Origin of the sequence: Rhodococcus gordoniae (assembly GCF_001646655.1) — a bacterium.
In the GTDB taxonomy this organism is placed as follows: Bacteria; Actinomycetota; Actinomycetes; order Mycobacteriales; family Mycobacteriaceae; genus Rhodococcus; species Rhodococcus gordoniae.
The window spans coordinates 174158-191274 of record NZ_LPZN01000044.1; the positions used below are offsets into that span (position 1 = coordinate 174158).

The following is a 17117-nucleotide window of genomic DNA, read 5'->3' on the forward strand; positions in this document are numbered from 1 at the left end:
TCGCGGCGATCGTGGTGTCAGGCGCGCCGCTCACCGCTGGTCGTCCGGGGCGCGGAAGGCCTGCGTGGCGTCCTGGTCGCCGGTCGCGGAGGTGCCGGTCTCCTCGCGATGGTCCGTGCCCGTGGTGTGGGTCCCGGACTCGGTCCGGTCGGCCGGGGCGTCGGTGCGATCGGTCGATTCCGGCGTCGCGGGCGACTCCTGCACGGGGTACTGCTGTGTCGGCTGCGCGGCCGTGTACTGCTGTCCACCGGTGTACTGCTGCGCGCCCGAATAGGGCTGAGCGCCGTACTGCTGGGCACCGGGATACTGCGCTCCCCCGCCGTACTGCTGGCCACCCGGGAACTGCTGCCCTCCGCCGTACTGCTGCGACCCCGGATACTGCTGCCCTCCGCCGTACTGCTGGGCACCGGAGTACTCCCCCGACGACCCCTGTTGCCCTGGATACGCCTGATGCCCCGGATGAGGCGCCTCGAACTGGGACTGCCCCCCGGCGACTCCCGGCTGCTGGGAGCCGTAACCCTGCGGCTGCCCGTAGCCCTGGGGTCCGTATCCCTGGGGCGCACCGAAGCCCTGCTGCTGAGCGGATCCCGGAGCACCACCCGATCCCGGGTACTGCCCGGCGGCCTGCTGCGATCCGAACGAGCCGCGGCCACCCGACCGCCCCGACACGAGGATGCCGAGACCGAACAGCAACGCCACGAGCGCCAGTGCGAACTGCAGGAAACCGAGAACGAGGATCGTCACACCACCCCACGCGATTCCGGTGTCCTCGGGTAGGTGGAACAGCTGGAACAGCGACGTGACGAAACCGACGCCCGAGGCCGCGACGGCCACGGCACGCAGATCCTGGCCGGGCAACAGCGACAGTGCGGCGCTCACACCACCGAAGAGCAGGAAGGCCAGGGGCACGACGGCGAAGCCGAAATCGAAGGAGGTGAGCGCCACCTGGGAGCCGAAGGTGATGTTCACGAACGGGGTGAGGCCGAGCAGGAAGTTCACGGCACCGAGCACGGCCACTGCGAGTGGCAGCAGCAACGGCACCACCTTGCTCTGGGCGGATGCGCCTGCGGGGAATGTCATCGATTCTCCTGCCGTCGGTCGGTGTGTGTCGGTTGCTCGTCCTGCAGTTACCAGCCTAGGGACTACCCGAGAGAATGGGGCCCATGCCGCACACTCTCGCCCCGGGTCCCGATGTCGTGGTCGAGACGGAGGTCAAGCACTCGCGCTTTCTTGCCGCGGTTCGCCGTGTCGACACGGCCGACGCCGCGCTCGCCTTCGTCGACGAACAACGCCGACTGTATCCCGATGCCCGACACCACTGCTGGGCGTTCGTGGTGGGCGACGACCGGTCGATGCGCGCGGAGCGGTCGAGCGACGACGGCGAACCGGGCGGCACCGCCGGAATACCGATGCTGCAGGTCCTCCATCACCGGGATCTCGTGAACGTCGCGGCGGTGGTGACCCGGTGGTTCGGTGGGATCAAGCTCGGCGCCGGCGGTCTGGTGCGCGCGTACTCGGGCGCGGTCGCCGCAGCGCTGGACGAGACTTCCCTCGTCGAGCGCCGGCAGCAGGAGAAGTTCACCCTCGCGATCGATCACGCCGAGGCGGGTCGCGTGGAGGCGGAACTGCGGGGACGGGGGGTCGCGGTGCTCGACGTCGCCTATGCGGACAGGGTGGTCCTCACTGTCGCGGGGCGCGAGCGCGGCGAACTGGAGGGCTGGGTGGCATCGCTGACGTCCGGTGCGGCCGAACTCGAACCCGCGGGTGTCGACTGGATCGACGCCTGAAACGCCCGTGCGCGTTTCCGGTAGCAACAGCTACCGGAAACGCGCACGGACGGCGAAGCTGCTTACAGCGACTGCAGGATCTCGCGAGCGAGCGCAGCGGTCTCGGACGGCGTCTTGCCGACCTTCACGCCTGCCGCCTCGAGAGCGTCCTTCTTGGCCTGAGCGGTTCCCGAGGAGCCCGAGACGATGGCGCCGGCGTGGCCCATGGTCTTGCCCTCGGGGGCGGTGAAGCCCGCGACGTAGCCGACGACCGGCTTGGTCACGTTGGCCTTGATGTAATCGGCCGCGCGCTCCTCGGCGTCGCCGCCGATCTCGCCGATCATGACGATGACCTTGGTCTCCGGGTCCTTCTCGAACGCCTCGATGGCGTCGATGTGGGTGGTGCCGATGACCGGGTCGCCGCCGATGCCGATGGCGGTGGAGAAGCCGTACTCGCGCAGCTCGTACATCATCTGGTAGGTCAGGGTGCCCGACTTGGACACGAGACCGACCGGGCCCTTGCCGGCGATGTTCGCCGGGGTGATGCCGACGAGCGCCTCACCCGGGGTGATGATGCCGGGGCAGTTGGGGCCGATGATGCGGGTCTTGTTGCCCTTCTCGACGTTGTAGGCCCACGCGTACGCGGAGTCCTGCACGGGGATGCCCTCGGTGATGACCACGAGCAGCGGGATCTCCGCGTCGATGGCCTCGACGATGGCGTCCTTCGAGAAGGCCGGGGGGACGAACGCGATCGAGACGTCGGCGCCGGTCTCCTTGATGGCCTCGGCGACGGAGCCGAAGACGGGGAGCTCGACCGGGTTGCCGTCCTTGTCGGTGTGCGAGACCGTGGTGCCGGCCTTGCGGGCGTTCACGCCGCCGACGACCTGGGTGCCGGCCTTGAGCATGAGCGCGGTGTGCTTGGTGCCCTCGCCGCCGGTGATGCCCTGGACGATGACCTTGGAATCCTTGGTAAGGAAGATTGCCATTGTTCTGTGTGTCCCTTTACTTCGCTGCGAAGGCGAGTTCGGCCGCCTTGTCGGCAGCCTCGTCCATGGTGGCGACGACGGTGACCAGCGGGTGGTTGGCCTCGTCGAGGATGCGGCGACCCTCGTCGACGTTGTTGCCGTCGAGGCGGACGACCAGCGGCTTGTTGGCCTCGTCGCCGAGGATCTCGAGGGCCTTGACGATGCCGTTCGCGACCGCGTCGCACGCGGTGATGCCACCGAAGACGTTGACGAACACGCTCTTGACCTGAGCGTCGTTCAGGATCACGTCGAGACCGGCAGCCATGACGGCTGCGGACGCGCCGCCGCCGATGTCGAGGAAGTTGGCGGGCTTGACGCCGCCGTGCTTCTCGCCTGCGTAGGCGACGACGTCGAGGGTCGACATGACCAGACCGGCGCCGTTACCGATGATGCCGACCTCGCCGTCGAGCTTGACGTAGTTGAGGTCGTTCTCCTTGGCCTTGAGCTCGAGGGGATCGGTGGCGTCCTTGTCCTCGAACTCGGCGTGGCCGGGCTGACGGAAGTCGGCGTTGGCGTCGAGGGTGACCTTGCCGTCGAGGGCGAGGATCTGGTCGTCCGGGGTGCGGACGAGGGGGTTGACCTCCACGAGGAGAGCGTCTTCCTTGACGAAGACCTCCCACAGCTTCTGGATGGTCACGGCTGCGGCGTCGAGCACCTCGGCGGGCAGGTGGCCCTTCTCGGCGATCTCGCGCGCGAAGGCCAGGTCGACACCCTTGACGGCGTCGACGGGCACCTTGGCGAGGCGCTCCGGCTTGGTGGCGGCGACCTCTTCGATCTCCATGCCGCCCTCGACCGAGCACATGGCCAGGTAGGTGCGGTTGGTGCGGTCGAGCAGGAAGGAGATGTAGTACTCCTCCGCGATGTCGCTGGCCTCGGCGACCAGGAGCTTCTTGACGATGTGACCCTTGATGTCGAGGCCGAGGATGTTCTCGGCGTGGGTCTGCGCGTCGTCTGCGGTGGCGGCGTACTTCACGCCACCGGCCTTGCCGCGGCCGCCGACCTTGACCTGGGCCTTGACCATCACCGGCTTGCCGATTTCCTCCGCGATCTCGCGGGCACCGGCGACAGTGTCGGTAACACGGCCGGCCGACGTCGGCACGTCATGCTTGGCGAAGAGTTCCTTCGCCTGATATTCGAAGAGATCCATCTGCTCACCGTCTCGTCTGCGTTCACGCCCGCTCCGGGGTATCGAGCGGGTCGTTTCGGACTCTAGTTTCTCGGCCGGGCCGCGGATCACGCGCGGCAGTCCCATGTGGTACAGGTCACGCGCGCGTCGGTTCCGGGAACGACTTCGCAGTTCCCCTCCCGAAACGTGGCCGACGCCACGATCGAGTGGAGCACTCGGTTCAGAATGACAGGTGGCCACTTGCCCATCGGCACCGGATCCCGCCTGCCGGGCGCACAACGAACTCGTGACATGTCGCAGAACGGTGTTTGAACCCCGATCGGCTGGCCCATGTCCCAATTTGCCCTGGTTTGAACTGTGATGCCACTCACATAACGTCTGCTGGACGAACTACGGCTTGCCACCCCCGCGATCGCTTCGTTACCGTCGCCTGGTCGAAGTAACGATGAGGTCACGAACGGAGGATGGCATGCGCTCTGGCAGTCCGAGTGCCGGCAGCCGAACCCGCCGTCCCGAATCGGCCCCCGACGACTGGAATCCCTGGGAAGCCGCCACGCTGGATTTCCGGAACACCGGCCCCGGTCCCGAGGCGACCTACTACTCCGATTCCCACGGCCACGCCGACCGCGACGACCGCTTCTCGCGCGATCACGCCGAGAACAGCGACGTCACCGCTCCCGCTTCCCGCGGTGGAGCCCATCGACTTCCCACTCCCCCCACCGCCCTCAAAGGCCGCGCCGCCGTCTTCGCGGTCGCTGCCGGTGCCGTTGTGGCAGCCGGCCAGGCCGCAGCCAACGGCGGTCCGGGGCAGAGCACCGGACACTCCGAGGTCGCTCTCGCCGCCGGTGAAGCAGATTCGTCGGTCATCACCGCCACCGCCGTGCCCCAGGCCGCGCAGTTCGCACCGAGCGCCGACGCCGAGCCGTCGCAGGCTCCGCAGGTGCTCAACATCGCCGATCCGAACGATCTGTCGCAGTTCTCGAATCTCCTGGCCAAGGGTCAGCGGTTCAGCGAGGAACGCGCTGCGCGCGAGGCCGCCGCCCGCCGCCCGCTGTTCGTGCTTCCCGCCGTGGGTTCGTTCACCTCGCACTTCGGTGCCCGCTGGGGCACGCTCCACGCCGGCATCGACATCGCCGGCCCCATCGGCACCCCGATCCTCGCGGTCGCCGACGGGGAGGTCATCGATTCCGGTCCGGCCTCCGGATTCGGCATGTGGATCCGGCTCCTCCACGCCGACGGCACCGTCACCGTGTACGGGCACATCGACCAGTCGCTCGTCAGCGTGGGTCAGCGGGTCATGGCCGGCGACCAGATCGCCACCATGGGCAATCGCGGCTTCTCCACCGGCCCGCACCTGCACTTCGAGGTGCACCTCAACGGCGTCGACAAGATCGACCCGCTTCCGTGGCTCGCCACACGCGGCATCTCACTCGGCCCCGACCGCGACTGATTGCCGACCGCAGCGGGAGCAGACGGCCGAAAGCAAGGCCGGAGAGCCCTAGAGCTTCACCATCGGCACACCGCCGACCAGCATCAGCCGCACCTTGCCGGCACTACCGAAATCGATCACGACGGTGGCCGTGGGCCCCGACCCGCGGGTTTCGAGAACCGTTCCCAGACCGTACTTGTCGTGACTGACGCGATCGCCGACGTCGAGCACCAAGTGGTTGTTGCGTCCGCGCGCCGCACCGAAACTCGGGGTGCCCGACGAACCTCGCCCCTCGCCCGCACCGAAGCGTGAACCCGTGCCCGAACCGATCGCCTGCCCGCGCGCGGGTGTGGACTCGAGGCGTCGCCAGTCGATGAGATGCTGCGGAATCTCCTGCAGGAAACGGGATTCCGGATTGGTGAGCGGCTGCCCCCAGGACGAGCGCAATACGGCCCGCGAGAGGTAGAGACGACGTCTGGCCCGGGTGAGACCCACATACGCGAGACGTCGTTCCTCGGACAGCTCGGCCGGATCTCCGAGGGCACGCATGTGCGGGAACTGGCCGTCCTCCCAGCCGGTGACGAAGACGACCGGGAACTCGAGACCCTTCGCGGTGTGCAGCGTCATCAGCGTGACGACGCCGGCCTCGTTCTCGGGGATCTGGTCGGCGTCGGCGACGAGCGAGACCTTCTCGAGGAACGCTGCGAGTGATCCCGGTTCGGGATCGCCCTCCTCGCGTTCGTCGTCGACGATCCCGGCCGCGTTGCGAACGTCGGCACTGAATTCCCTTGCCACGCTGACAAGTTCGTGAAGGTTGTCGAGACGGGCGCCGTCCTGGGGATCGTCGCTCGCCGACAACTCGGCGCTGTATCCGGTGCGTTCGAGGATCGCATCGACCACATCGCCGATGTCGACCATGTCGTTGCCGTCGGCGTCGCTCGCGACCAGCATCGCCCGCAGGCCGTCCATCATCTCGACGAATCCGGCGATCGCCTTCTGCGCCCGCGTGTTCAGCAGCGCGACCTTGCCGGCAGCGGCGTCGGTGAGTGCCTGCCCGAAACTCACACCGAGGCGCTCGGCGTGGACCGCCACACACGCCTCGGCACGATCACCGATACCGCGACGAGGGGTGTTGAGAATGCGCCGCAGACTCACCGTGTCGTCCGGATTGTCGAGCACCTTCAGGTACGCGACGATGTCGCGCACCTCCTTGCGCTCGTAGAACCGCACACCGCCGACGACCTTGTAGGGCACCCCGTGCCGGATGAAGACGTCCTCGAACGCACGGGAGGCATTGTTGGTGCGGTAGAACACCGCGATGTCGGAATAGGTGGTGTCGCCGCCGTCGACGAGCCGGTCGATCTCGGCTGCGACGAACCGCGCCTCGTCGTGCTCGTTGTCGGCGACGTAACCGGTGATGAGTTCGCCCTCGCCCGAATCGGTCCACAACCGCTTCTCGCGGCGACCGGTGTTCTTGGAGATCACGGAATTCGCCGCCGACAGGATGTTCTGGGTGGAGCGGTAGTTCTGTTCGAGCAGGATCGTGCGGGCCTGCGGATAGTCGCGCTCGAACTCCTCGATATTGCGGATCGTGGCGCCGCGGAAGGCGTAGATCGACTGGTCGGCGTCGCCCACCACGCACAATTCGCTCGGGGGAACGGCGGATTCCTCCTCCGGATCGCCCACGAGGGTGCGCACCAGCACGTACTGCGCGTGGTTGGTGTCCTGGTACTCGTCGACGAGCACGTGACGGAACCGGCGCCGGTAGTACTCGGCGACCTGCGGATGTGCCTGCAGCAGCGCCACCGTCTCGCCGATGAGGTCGTCGAAGTCGAAGGCGTTCGCCGTGCGCAGGCGCTGCTGGTAATGCGCGTAGACCCGCGCGACGACGCGGGTGAGTTCGGTGGCCGCCGAATCGGTCTCCGCCTCGTGCGCGGCCTCGTCGGGCCCGATCAGCTCGTTCTTCAGGTTCGAGATCTGCGTGGACAGCAGCCGCGCGGAGTACTTCTTGCTGTCGAGCTCGAGATCCTTCGCGATCATCGTGAGCAGACGACGGGAGTCGTCGGCGTCGTAGATCGTGAAATTCGAATTCATGCCCGTGAGCAGAGCGGCCTGGGCGCGGAGGATCCGGACACAGCTGGAATGGAAGGTCGAGACCCACATCGCGTTCGCGCGCGGCCCCACCAGGGCCGCCACCCGCTCGCGCATCTCGGCGGCAGCCTTGTTGGTGAACGTGATGGCGAGCACCTGACCGGGGGCGACGTCGCGCTCGGCCAGCAGATAGGCGATGCGTCGCGTGAGCACGGCCGTCTTGCCGGAGCCGGCACCCGCGACGATGAGCAGCGGGGCTCCCTCGTGCGTGACCGCTTCCCGCTGCTGCGGATTGAGCCCTTCGAGAAGAGCATCGGATCCGGGGCGGGAGTGTGCGAGCGCGACGGGAGTGTTCATCGTTTCACCAAACTACCGGACCGCCCGGACAACGGATCCGGACCGCACCGTCGATCAGGGCGAGTGGCAGGGCCGACAGGGTGAGTGGCAAACTGGGGGCCATGTCTTCTGTCCTTTGCAGGCTCGGATCGAGTTCCGGTTGTCGCTGTCGATTCCCGACGGCCGGCCCGACCCGATACCGGTAACAGCCGCTCCCAGACGGGCGATCCTTCAGAGCAGATGCGAGGAGACGACATGAGCACGCACATCGATTCTTCCCTTTCCGGCGAGCCGGCAGAAGCCGACGACGCCGGAGTGCCCACCGAAGCCGAGATCGAGGAGCTCCGCAAGGAGATCGATCGCCTCGACGCCGAGATCCTGGCTGCGGTCAAGCGGCGCACCGAGGTCTCCCGCATGATCGGGCGTACCCGGATGGCATCCGGCGGTACCCGCCTCGTGCACAGCCGCGAGATGAAGGTCCTCGAGCGGTTCAGCGAACTGGGCCAGGAAGGCCACACCCTGGCGATGCTGCTGCTCCGCCTCGGGCGTGGCCGTCTGGGTCACTGACGGCGGGGCCGTCCCGGTCACTGACGGCGGGGCCGTCCCGGTCACTGATTCCCCACCGCTCTCATTGCAGGGCGATGTACTTGGTCTCGAGAAATTCCTCGATGCCTTCGGTGCCGCCCTCGCGTCCCAGCCCGGAATCCTTGATCCCGCCGAACGGTGCCGCGACGTCCGAGACGACACCGCGGTTCACACCCACGATGCCGGTTTCGAGCGCATGTGACACGCGCAGGGCCCGGTCGAGATCGCGCGTGAAGATGTAGGCGGCGAGCCCGTACCTGGTGTCGTTCGCAGCCGCGAGCGCTTCCTCCTCCGTGTCGAAGCCGGTGACGGCCGCGACCGGTCCGAACACCTCTTCCTTCAGGATGCGTGCCTCGTGCGGCACGTCGTCGAGCACGGTGGCGGGATAGAACCATCCCGGACCGTCCGCGGCCTCACCGCCCAGTCGCACCGAGGCGCCCGCCGATACCGCGTCCTGCACGAGTTCGATCACGGTCTTCTTCTGCTTCTCGTTGACGAGCGGGCCCAGCGTCGCGTCGGGCTCCGTTCCCGGCCCGAGCTTGTACGACGCCATGCGCTCGGTGAGCTTCGCGACGAACTGCTCGCGCACCGAATTGTGGACGTGGAAACGGTTCGCGGCCGTGCAGGCCTCTCCCCCGTTGCGCAGCTTGGCTGCCACCGCACCCTCGACGGCCGCGTCGAGATCGGCGTCCTCGAAGACGACGAACGGCGCGTTGCCACCCAGTTCGAGCGACGTGCGCAGCAGTGATCGACCGGCCTTCTCGGCGAGCGTGCGCCCCACCTCGGTGGAGCCGGTGAAGGTGAGCTTGCGCAACCGGGGATCCTCGAGGAGCGGACCGGTGACCTCACTCGCATGCGAGGACGGCAGCACCGACAGGACGCCGGCGGGCAGTCCTGCCTCGTCGAAGAGTTGTGCGAGCAGCTGGATGGTGAGTGGTGTCTCGGAGGCGGGTTTGACGATGATCGTGCAGCCCGCGGCGAGGGCGGGGCCGATCTTGCGGGTGCCCATCGCGAGCGGGAAGTTCCACGGCGTGATGGCCAGGCAGGGGCCGACGGGTTGTTTGGTCACGAGGACACGCCCGGTGCCGGCCGGGGCGGGTGTGTAGCGACCGGAGATGCGGACGGCCTCCTCGGAGAACCACCGCAGGAACTCGGCCCCGTAGGTCACCTCGGACCGGCTCTCCGGCAGTGCCTTACCCATTTCGAGGGTCATGAGCAGCGCGAAGTCGTCGGCGCGGTCGGTGATCTTCTGCCAGACCGCCCGCAGTAGTTCGGCGCGTTCGCGCGGTGGGGTCGCGGCCCACGCCGGACCGGCCGCGACGGCCGCGTCGAGGGCCCGCACGGCATCACCGGGCCCGGCGTCGGCGACACGCGCGAGTTCTTCGCCGGTCGCGGGATCGTGGACTCCGAAAGTGGCTCCGTTCTCGGCCGCAACCCATTCACCGCCGAGGAACAGGTCGGTGGGGACGGACCGAATCAGTTCTGCAGCATCCATATGCCCCATCATGCGCGCCACAGCCGCTCGCTGCCGGGAACCTCGGGATCCCCGCCTTCACACACCGGGCACACCCCCTCGGGGCGCACTACTGTCGACGACATGAGCGATGTAACCGCAACGGCACCGTGGAAAGCTCTGGAAAACCATCGCGACCGGCTCGAATCGGTGTCACTGCGGCAGTTGTTCACCACCGAACCCGACCGGGTCTCGGCGCTGACGATCCCTGCCGGGGATCTGGTGGTCGACTTCAGCAAACAACGCCTCGACACCCCGGTGCTGCACACCCTGCTCGAACTCGCCGAGCAGACGGGTGTGGCCGCCGCTCGGGAGGCGATGCTCGCCGGTGAGCACATCAACATCACCGAGGACCGGGCGGTGCTGCACACCGCTCTACGGCTGCCGCGGGAGGCGTCGCTGATCGTCGACGGAATCGACGTCGTCGCGCAGGTGCATGCCGTGCTCGACCGGATGGGTGAGTTCACCGACCGGATCCGCGACGGACGCTGGCGCGGCGCCACCGGGCAGCCGATCGCCACGGTGGTCAACATCGGTATCGGCGGCTCCGATCTCGGCCCGGCGATGGTCACCGGCGCGCTGCGCCGCTTCCACGACGGGCCCGCGGCACGGTTCGTCTCCAACGTCGACCCGGCGGATCTGACCGCCGCGCTGGCCGACCTGGATCCGGCGACGACGGTGTTCGTCGTGGCGTCGAAGACCTTCTCCACCCTCGAAACACTGTCCAATGCCACCGCCGCCCGCCGCTGGCTCGTCGACGCCCTCGGTGAGGACGCCGTCGCCCAGCATTTCGTGGCGGTGTCGACGCACACGCAGCGGGTACGCGAGTTCGGTATCGACCCGGCGCACATGTTCGAGTTCTGGGACTGGGTGGGGGGCCGCTATTCGGTGGGTTCGGCGATCGGGCTGGCGGTGATGTGCGCGATCGGACGGCAGCGGTTCGGTGAGTTCCTCGCCGGCATGCACGCCATCGACGAACATTTCGCCACCGCCGCCCCCGAGCACAATGCGCCGTTGCTGGCCGGGGTGATCGGGGTGTGGAACGCCAGTGTCCTCGGCCACCGCTCCCGGGCGGTGGTGCCCTATGCGCAGGATCTGGCGCGGTTGCCGGCCTATCTGCAGCAGTTGACCATGGAATCGAACGGCAAGTCGGTGCGCGCGGACGGCGCCGCGGTGCGCTGCCCGACCGGGGAGGTGTTCTGGGGGGAGCCCGGCACGGGCGGTCAGCATGCCTTCTTCCAGTTGTTGCATCAGGGCACCGAGATCGTGCCGGTCGATTTCCTGGGCCTGGCCCGCAGTGGCGACGACCTGCCCGCCCGCGACGGCACCACCTCGATGCAGGTGTTGGTGCTGGCGAACATGTTCGCCCAGGCCAAGGTGCTGGCGTTCGGGCGTGAGGCCGACGAGGTCCGCGCCGAAGGCGTGCCGGAGGCGTTGGTGGCGCACAAGGTGATGCCCGGCGATCGGCCGTCGACGACGATCCTGGCCCCCGAGTTGACGCCGTCGGTGCTCGGGCAGATCATCGCCTTCTACGAGCACCAGACCTTCGTCCAAGGGGTGATCTGGGGGATCGATTCGTTCGATCAGTGGGGGGTCGAACTCGGCAAGACCCAGGCCACCGCCCTGCAGGCGGTACTCACCGGCGACGAGACCCCCGACACCGGCGACGCCTCCACCGACCACCTGATCGAGACCTACCGAACCCTACGCGATCGGGCGTGACCGCTCTCGGTCACGCTGCCTTCGGATCGGACCACGCCGTGGTGGTCCGGACCCGGCCATGAGTGTCGACGAGACGCGCGGGCAGGTCGTACTGCTCGAGCCACGACACGGCCCCGATCCCCCGCTGCAGCGCCGTCGCCGCAGCCGCATCGGCCCACACCGCGTCGGGAGCGATGACGCTGACCAGACGCCACCGCTCCGGGTCGGCGACATCGCTGGTGTGCGACGCCATCGCCGATCCGGCCGGCAGTTCGACGGACCCGCGATCCGGAAGCGGAACCTGCCATCCCCCGGCCGGGGCGTGACCCGCGGTGGCCATGACATCGCCGATGCGTACGAGCGCCCCGCATTCGAGCAGGCTCGCGACGAGCGCCGCCGAGTAGTCGACGGTGTCGGCCACGGCCGTCGCGCCGAGTTCGAGACTCACCCCGAACGGGGCGAGCACGACGTCTCCCTCGATCTGCACGTCGCGGTAGGTCGGGATGGGATGGATCGGCGGGATGGCACCCGCGTCGACGGAGGCGTCGTCGGAGTCGACCGGAGTGACGGTCCCGCCCGTCATACGGGCCGCCCACAGCGCCGACCGCACCATCGACGCCAGGCGGGGGCTCATCGTGACCGGAGTGCCCTGCGCGAGATTGACGGAATGGATCTCGGCGTCGCCCCGGCGGCTGTCGCTGACCGCCTCGGATTCGGCGACGACGCCGCGCACAATCATGCGGGCACGGTGCAGTGCATGCGGCTCGGTCACCGCGAGTGCGATCTGCCGACCCCACTCCCACCATTCGTTGCTGCCGACCATGACGGGCTCCACCCGTGTTCGATATCTCGCAGGATGTATTCCAGTATGCCCGGGGCCTACGACAGGTGACAGCGCTGCAAGATCGGGCCCGCCCTCGTCAGACCCGCTCGAGGATCGCGGCGGTGTCCACCCCGGTCGGCAAGGTGCCCATCGCAATGCCCCAGTCGTCGTCGAGCCGGCTCCGGCAGAACGCCTCCGCGACCGCGGGGTGCCCGTGCCGGACGAGCTGGGCTCCCTGCAGGACGAGAGCCATCAGTTCCACGACCCGCCGTGCCCGGTACTCGGCGTCCTCGAGGTCGGCGAGCTCCTTGCCCACCCGGGCGATCGCCGAATCGAGCCGGGGATCGGAGCCTTCCGCGAGCCGGACCTCGGTGAAGAACGCCTCGACGGTGTCGGGTTGCCGGGCCATGGCCCGCAGGGCGTCGAGCGCCGCGACGTTTCCGGACCCTTCCCAGATCGACATGAGCGGCGACTCGCGGTACAGCCGCGGCATCCCCGATTCCTCGGCGTAGCCGTTGCCGCCGAGACATTCGAGGGCTTCGGCCGTCAGGGCGGGTGCACGCTTGCACACCCAGTACTTGGTGACGGCCAGCGCGATGCGACGCAGAGCGGCTTCCTGCTCGTCCCCGGCGGCGCGGTCGGTGGCCCCGGCGAGACGCATCATGATCGTCGTCGCAGCGTCGGATTCGACGACGAGATCGGACAGGACGTTGCGCATGAGCGGCTGGTCGACGAGCAGCGCGCCGAACGCCGTCCGGTGGCGGGCATGATGCACCGCGCGCAGCGTCGCGACCCGCATGTTCACGGCCGATCCGATGACGCAGTCGAGTCGCGTCATGTTCACCATCTCGATGATGGTGTTGATGCCGCGACCTTCCGGGCCGACGAGCCAGCCGATCGCGTTCTCGTACTCGATCTCGGAGGAGGCGTTCGACTTGTTGCCGAGCTTGTCCTTCAACCGCTGGATGCGGATGGCGTTGCGGGTGCCGTCGGGCAGGACGCGCGGCAGCAGGAAGCACGACGGTCCGTGCTCGGTCTGCGCGAGCGTGAGGAACAGATCGGACATCGGGGCGGACGTGAACCACTTGTGCCCGACGATCGTGTACGAGCCGTCCGCGTTGGGGGTCGCGGTGGTGGTGTTGGCGCGCACGTCGGAACCGCCCTGCTTCTCGGTCATCGACATCCCGGCGATGAGGCCCCGTTTCGTGGAGGGTTCCCGTAGCCCGAAGTCGTAGTGCGGGGCGGCCAGCAGCGGTTCGTAGCGCTCGGCGAGTTCGGCGTTGTGGCGCAGCGCCGGAATCGCGGCGTAGGTCATGGAGATCGGGCACATGTGCCCGGCGTCGGTGTGTCCCCACACGTAGAACTTCGCGGCCCGGGCGACGTGCGCGCCGGGACGCGGATCGCGCCAGGGCGCGGCGTGCAGGCCGTTCTCGACGGCGACGGTCATCAGGTCGTGCCAGTGCGGATGGAACTCGACCTCGTCGATGCGGTGGCCGTAACGGTCGTGGGTGTGCAGGACGGGCGGGTACTCGTCGGCGAGGCGACCCCAGTCCTGGGCGCGGGGGCTGCCGGCCAGGGCGCCGAGTTCACGGACCTCGTCCTCGGCCCATCTCGCCCCCTCGCGGCGCAGCCCTTCGAGCAGGGCTGGATCGTCGGCGGCCCGATAGGGCTCGAGGTCCGGGGCCTGGTTGAACACCTCATGGGTGGCGGGAAAATTCACGGCTTCACTCCTGACACGATGTCGTTCCGGACGGCAGGGCACCCGGCCGCCCGCAGGGCGAGGACGACGAGATCGGGGACGGTGGATTCGGCCGCGCCGCGCAGGCGACCATCGGTCGCGCCGCGCAGGCGGCCGGTGAGGACCTCACCGACCGCCCCGACGAGGGCGGCGGCGGTGAGTTCGACGTCCTGGCCAGGGAATTCACCGGCCGCGATGCCGTGGTTCACGGCGTTCGCGAAGGCCGCCGCGAAAGCGCGACGCAGCACGAGCCGTTCGGCGTCGACCGCGGCGTCGACCGGTTCGGCGAGCAGTGCGTAGGCGAGGGTGGGATTGCGCAGCGCACGCCGGGAGAACGTCTCGACCACCGCGCTGACCCGGTCGGCACCGGATCCGGCTGCGGCGGCGGCCGTCACGGCCTCGACCTCACGCCCGCACAGTTCCCGGAAGATGCGCACCATGAGGTCGGACTTGTCGACGTAGTGCCGGTAGACACTGCCGGTGGCGACGCCGGCGCGTTCGGCGACCGCTGAGACGGACAGTCCGCTGTAGCCGCGCTCGCTCAACAATCCCACGGCGGCAGCGGCGATCGCCTCGCGCTGCGCGTCGAGTCGCTCCTGTACTGCGGGTGTCCGCCGGTACGCCACACCAAGAATTGAACCTCGGTTCAGTGCTTCGGTCAACGGTCGGCGCTACGGTCGGACCTGTGAATCGACTCAGCGTCGTGGACGAGATGTTCCTCCACCGCCACAAAGGAACCGGCCTGCCGTCGGTGATGCAGGGCCTGTGGCGCACCGACGAGACCGTCGACGCGACCCTGTTGCTGTCCCTCCACGACGTGCTGTCCGAAGGCCCCCTCGGACGCCGCGTGGTCCGGTCCCGGGTTCCCGGCGCGCGCCCCCGGTTCGAGCCGAACACCCACGTCCATCCGCTGCGCTATCCCGCGACGCCCATTCCCGACGACGAACTCCTCGCCTGGGCCGACGAGCACGCGAACGTGAACGTCGATCCCGAACTCGGTCCCGGCTGGGCACTCGCCGCGACCCGCCTCGCGAGCGGCGGCACGGCGCTGTCGATCGTGTGCTCACACGTTCTGACGGACGCACGGGGATTCGTCCGCGCGGTCGCCGACGCCCTTGCCGACCGGCCGCGGCGACCGGACCCCGGTCGTCACTCCGACCTGCGCGACGCGATGCAGCTGCTCCGGAAGGTCGGCGGCGGACTGCGCAGCGTGAAGTACACACCCCGCACCGAGAAGGCACCCGCACCACAGACGGTGCGCGCCCGGCCCCGCACCGCGCTGGTCGACGTCGACGCCGCGCAGTGGACGGCACTCGCAGCAACGGAGGACGGCACTCCGAACGCCCTGCTGCTCGCCGTGTCGGCCGGCGTCGCCCGCCGCGCCCGGATCCCGTTCCCCGTGCGCATCTCTGTTCCCATCGACGACCGGGCAGACGGAACCGTCTCCAACGGTGTGTCGATGGTGGGGGTCTCCGTCGACGAGGGCGACACCGTCGCCTCGATCCGCGCCCGCGCCGCGCAGGCCTACACGCAGCCGCGGGAAGGGGCACCGCACAACATGCCGGCCGAGATCCTGCAGCTCCTCCCCGACCTGCTCGCCGCCCGCGTCGCGCGGGGCGCCGGCGAGCGGGACCTGTTGTGTTCCAACATCGGCGCCGTGCCCCGCGAACTCACCACCCTGGGTCCGTACCGCACCACCGGGATCGCGATGCGTGCCATGCATCCGGGACTCGACACCCGGCCGGCCCGCACCGCGACCCGGCTGTCGGTCTACGCCTGCCACACCGACGAGCGGTACACGCTGGCGTTCGTGGCTCTCGACGAGGAGCGCTTCCCCGACACCTCGACGCTGCGCACCTATGTCCGGGCCGAGCTCGCGGACCGGGGACTCGAGGCCCACGCCTGGTGACGCCGATCGCGGAGGCGGCGGCTACTGTGACGCCCTGTCACGTACAGTGCAGAGCATGACGGCCGAGACCCACGTCACATTCGCCGACGGGACCGTCCGCGGTTCCCGGCTCGGCGACCTCCTCGCCTGGCGCGGCATCCCGTACGCCGCTCCCCCGGTCGGTCAACTGCGACTGCGCGCGCCGCAACCGGTCGAGCCCTGGACAGGGGTGCGCGATGCGACGCGGTTCGGCAATGCCGCACCGCAGCGTCCGCGTTATGCCGAGACGGGGCGTCGTGGGGTGCGTGTGCGTCCCGACGAGGACTGTCTGACCCTCAACGTGCTCGCCCCGGCCGGACGGGTCCACGCGCCTCGACCGGTCATGGTGTTCATCCACGGCGGCGCGTTCACCCTCGGCACGAGTGCCCTGTCGGTGTACGGCGGCGAGTCGCTGGTCCGGCGCGGCGATGTGGTCTACGTGTCGGTCAACTACCGCCTCGGAGCGCTCGGCTATCTCGACTTCGGCGCCTTCTCCACCGAGTCGACGCGGTTCGATTCCAATCTCGGCCTGCGCGACCAGGTCGCGGCACTGGAGTGGGTGCAGCGCAACATCGCCGCTTTCGGCGGCGACCCCGGAAACGTGACGATCTTCGGCGAGTCCGCGGGAGGCACCTCGGTGACCACCCTGCTGGCGACACCCGCCGCGCGCGGACTGTTCTCCGCCGCGATCGCGCAGAGCCCGGCACCGAATCTCGTGGTCACCGCCGACCGCTCGGCCGAATGGGGCCGGAAGTTCGTCGAACTGCTCGGCGCCGATCCGGAGTCGGCGGCCCGGGCGCTCCTCGACGCCTCACCCGTCGAGCTCGGACGGGTGGGCTCCCGGCTCGGGGCGCAGGTGCTGCGCGCGACTCCCGGTCTGCATCCCTTCGGCCCGGTCGTCGACGGCGATTTCGTTCCGCTCCAGCCGCTCGAGGCGTACGAGACGGGTGCGGCGCATCCTGTTCCGCTCGTGCTCGGGACGAACGACCGCGAAGGTGCGTTGTTCCCGAAGTTCCTCGACGCGCTGCCGACGAGCCCGCGGCGGATCGACGCGTTG

Annotated in this window: 14 protein-coding genes; 6 read left to right on the top strand and 8 right to left on the bottom strand. The window is 68.9% G+C overall.

Features of this window, described 5'->3' with window-relative positions:
- Nucleotides 1-30: 30 nt before the first annotated feature.
- Complete coding sequence (locus A8G18_RS16455) at nucleotides 31-1080, bottom strand: DUF5336 domain-containing protein (protein ID WP_064064701.1); 1050 nt, start codon at nucleotides 1078-1080, stop codon at nucleotides 31-33.
- A gap of 83 nt (nucleotides 1081-1163) precedes the next feature.
- Here A8G18_RS16455 and A8G18_RS16460 point away from each other — a divergent pair, with 83 nt between their 5' ends.
- Complete coding sequence (locus A8G18_RS16460; protein ID WP_064064702.1) at nucleotides 1164-1787, top strand: IMPACT family protein; 624 nt, start codon at nucleotides 1164-1166, stop codon at nucleotides 1785-1787.
- A 62-nt stretch (nucleotides 1788-1849) separates the two neighbouring features.
- On the opposite strand, the gene sucD is transcribed toward A8G18_RS16460, so the two are convergent.
- Nucleotides 1850-2752 carry a succinate--CoA ligase subunit alpha gene (gene sucD, locus A8G18_RS16465; protein WP_016932175.1) on the bottom strand — a complete coding sequence of 301 codons (903 nt, stop codon included), beginning with the start codon at nucleotides 2750-2752 and terminating at the stop codon, nucleotides 1850-1852.
- Nucleotides 2753-2768: 16 nt separating this feature from the next.
- Nucleotides 2769-3938, bottom strand: a complete 1170-nt coding sequence (gene sucC / locus A8G18_RS16470; protein WP_016932176.1) for an ADP-forming succinate--CoA ligase subunit beta — start codon at nucleotides 3936-3938, stop codon at nucleotides 2769-2771.
- Between the two features lie 448 nt (nucleotides 3939-4386).
- On the opposite strand from sucC, the gene A8G18_RS16475 reads away from it, so the two are divergent.
- Complete coding sequence (locus tag A8G18_RS16475; protein ID WP_115311550.1) at nucleotides 4387-5367, top strand: M23 family metallopeptidase; 981 nt, start codon at nucleotides 4387-4389, stop codon at nucleotides 5365-5367.
- 48 nt (nucleotides 5368-5415) lie between these two features.
- On the opposite strand, the gene pcrA is transcribed toward A8G18_RS16475, so the two are convergent.
- Nucleotides 5416-7794 carry a DNA helicase PcrA gene (gene pcrA / locus A8G18_RS16480; protein ID WP_064064703.1) on the bottom strand — a complete coding sequence of 793 codons (2379 nt, stop codon included), beginning with the start codon at nucleotides 7792-7794 and terminating at the stop codon, nucleotides 5416-5418.
- Nucleotides 7795-8028: 234 nt separating this feature from the next.
- On the opposite strand from pcrA, the gene A8G18_RS16485 reads away from it, so the two are divergent.
- Nucleotides 8029-8340: a chorismate mutase gene (locus A8G18_RS16485; RefSeq protein WP_016932179.1), complete on the top strand. Its 312-nt coding sequence runs from the start codon at nucleotides 8029-8031 to the stop codon at nucleotides 8338-8340.
- Nucleotides 8341-8401: 61 nt separating this feature from the next.
- Here A8G18_RS16485 and A8G18_RS16490 read toward each other — a convergent pair whose 3' ends face one another.
- Entirely contained in the window at nucleotides 8402-9853 is a 1452-nt protein-coding gene (locus tag A8G18_RS16490) for an NAD-dependent succinate-semialdehyde dehydrogenase (RefSeq protein WP_016932180.1), read from the bottom strand.
- Between the two features lie 102 nt (nucleotides 9854-9955).
- On the opposite strand from A8G18_RS16490, the gene pgi reads away from it, so the two are divergent.
- A complete protein-coding gene (gene pgi, locus A8G18_RS16495; RefSeq protein ID WP_064064704.1) occupies nucleotides 9956-11593 on the top strand; it encodes a glucose-6-phosphate isomerase in 1638 nt (545 codons plus the stop codon).
- A gap of 10 nt (nucleotides 11594-11603) precedes the next feature.
- Here pgi and A8G18_RS16500 read toward each other — a convergent pair whose 3' ends face one another.
- The 3 genes from A8G18_RS16500 to A8G18_RS16510 form a co-directional block, all read right to left on the bottom strand.
- Complete coding sequence (locus tag A8G18_RS16500) at nucleotides 11604-12395, bottom strand: FAD:protein FMN transferase (protein ID WP_016933264.1); 792 nt, start codon at nucleotides 12393-12395, stop codon at nucleotides 11604-11606.
- Nucleotides 12396-12492: 97 nt separating this feature from the next.
- A complete protein-coding gene (locus A8G18_RS16505) occupies nucleotides 12493-14115 on the bottom strand; it encodes an acyl-CoA dehydrogenase family protein (protein ID WP_016933263.1) in 1623 nt (540 codons plus the stop codon).
- Nucleotides 14112-14759, bottom strand: coding sequence for a TetR/AcrR family transcriptional regulator (locus A8G18_RS16510; RefSeq protein ID WP_016933262.1), 648 nt, complete (start codon nucleotides 14757-14759; stop codon nucleotides 14112-14114). The genes A8G18_RS16505 and A8G18_RS16510 overlap by 4 nt, the downstream gene beginning before the upstream one ends.
- 59 nt (nucleotides 14760-14818) lie before the next feature.
- Between A8G18_RS16510 and A8G18_RS16515 the strand changes: the two genes are divergently transcribed.
- A complete protein-coding gene (locus A8G18_RS16515) occupies nucleotides 14819-16042 on the top strand; it encodes a hypothetical protein (RefSeq protein ID WP_064064705.1) in 1224 nt (407 codons plus the stop codon).
- 55 nt (nucleotides 16043-16097) lie between these two features.
- On the top strand, nucleotides 16098-17117 hold a 1020-nt coding region (locus A8G18_RS16520; protein WP_064064706.1), incomplete at its 3' end, for a carboxylesterase/lipase family protein.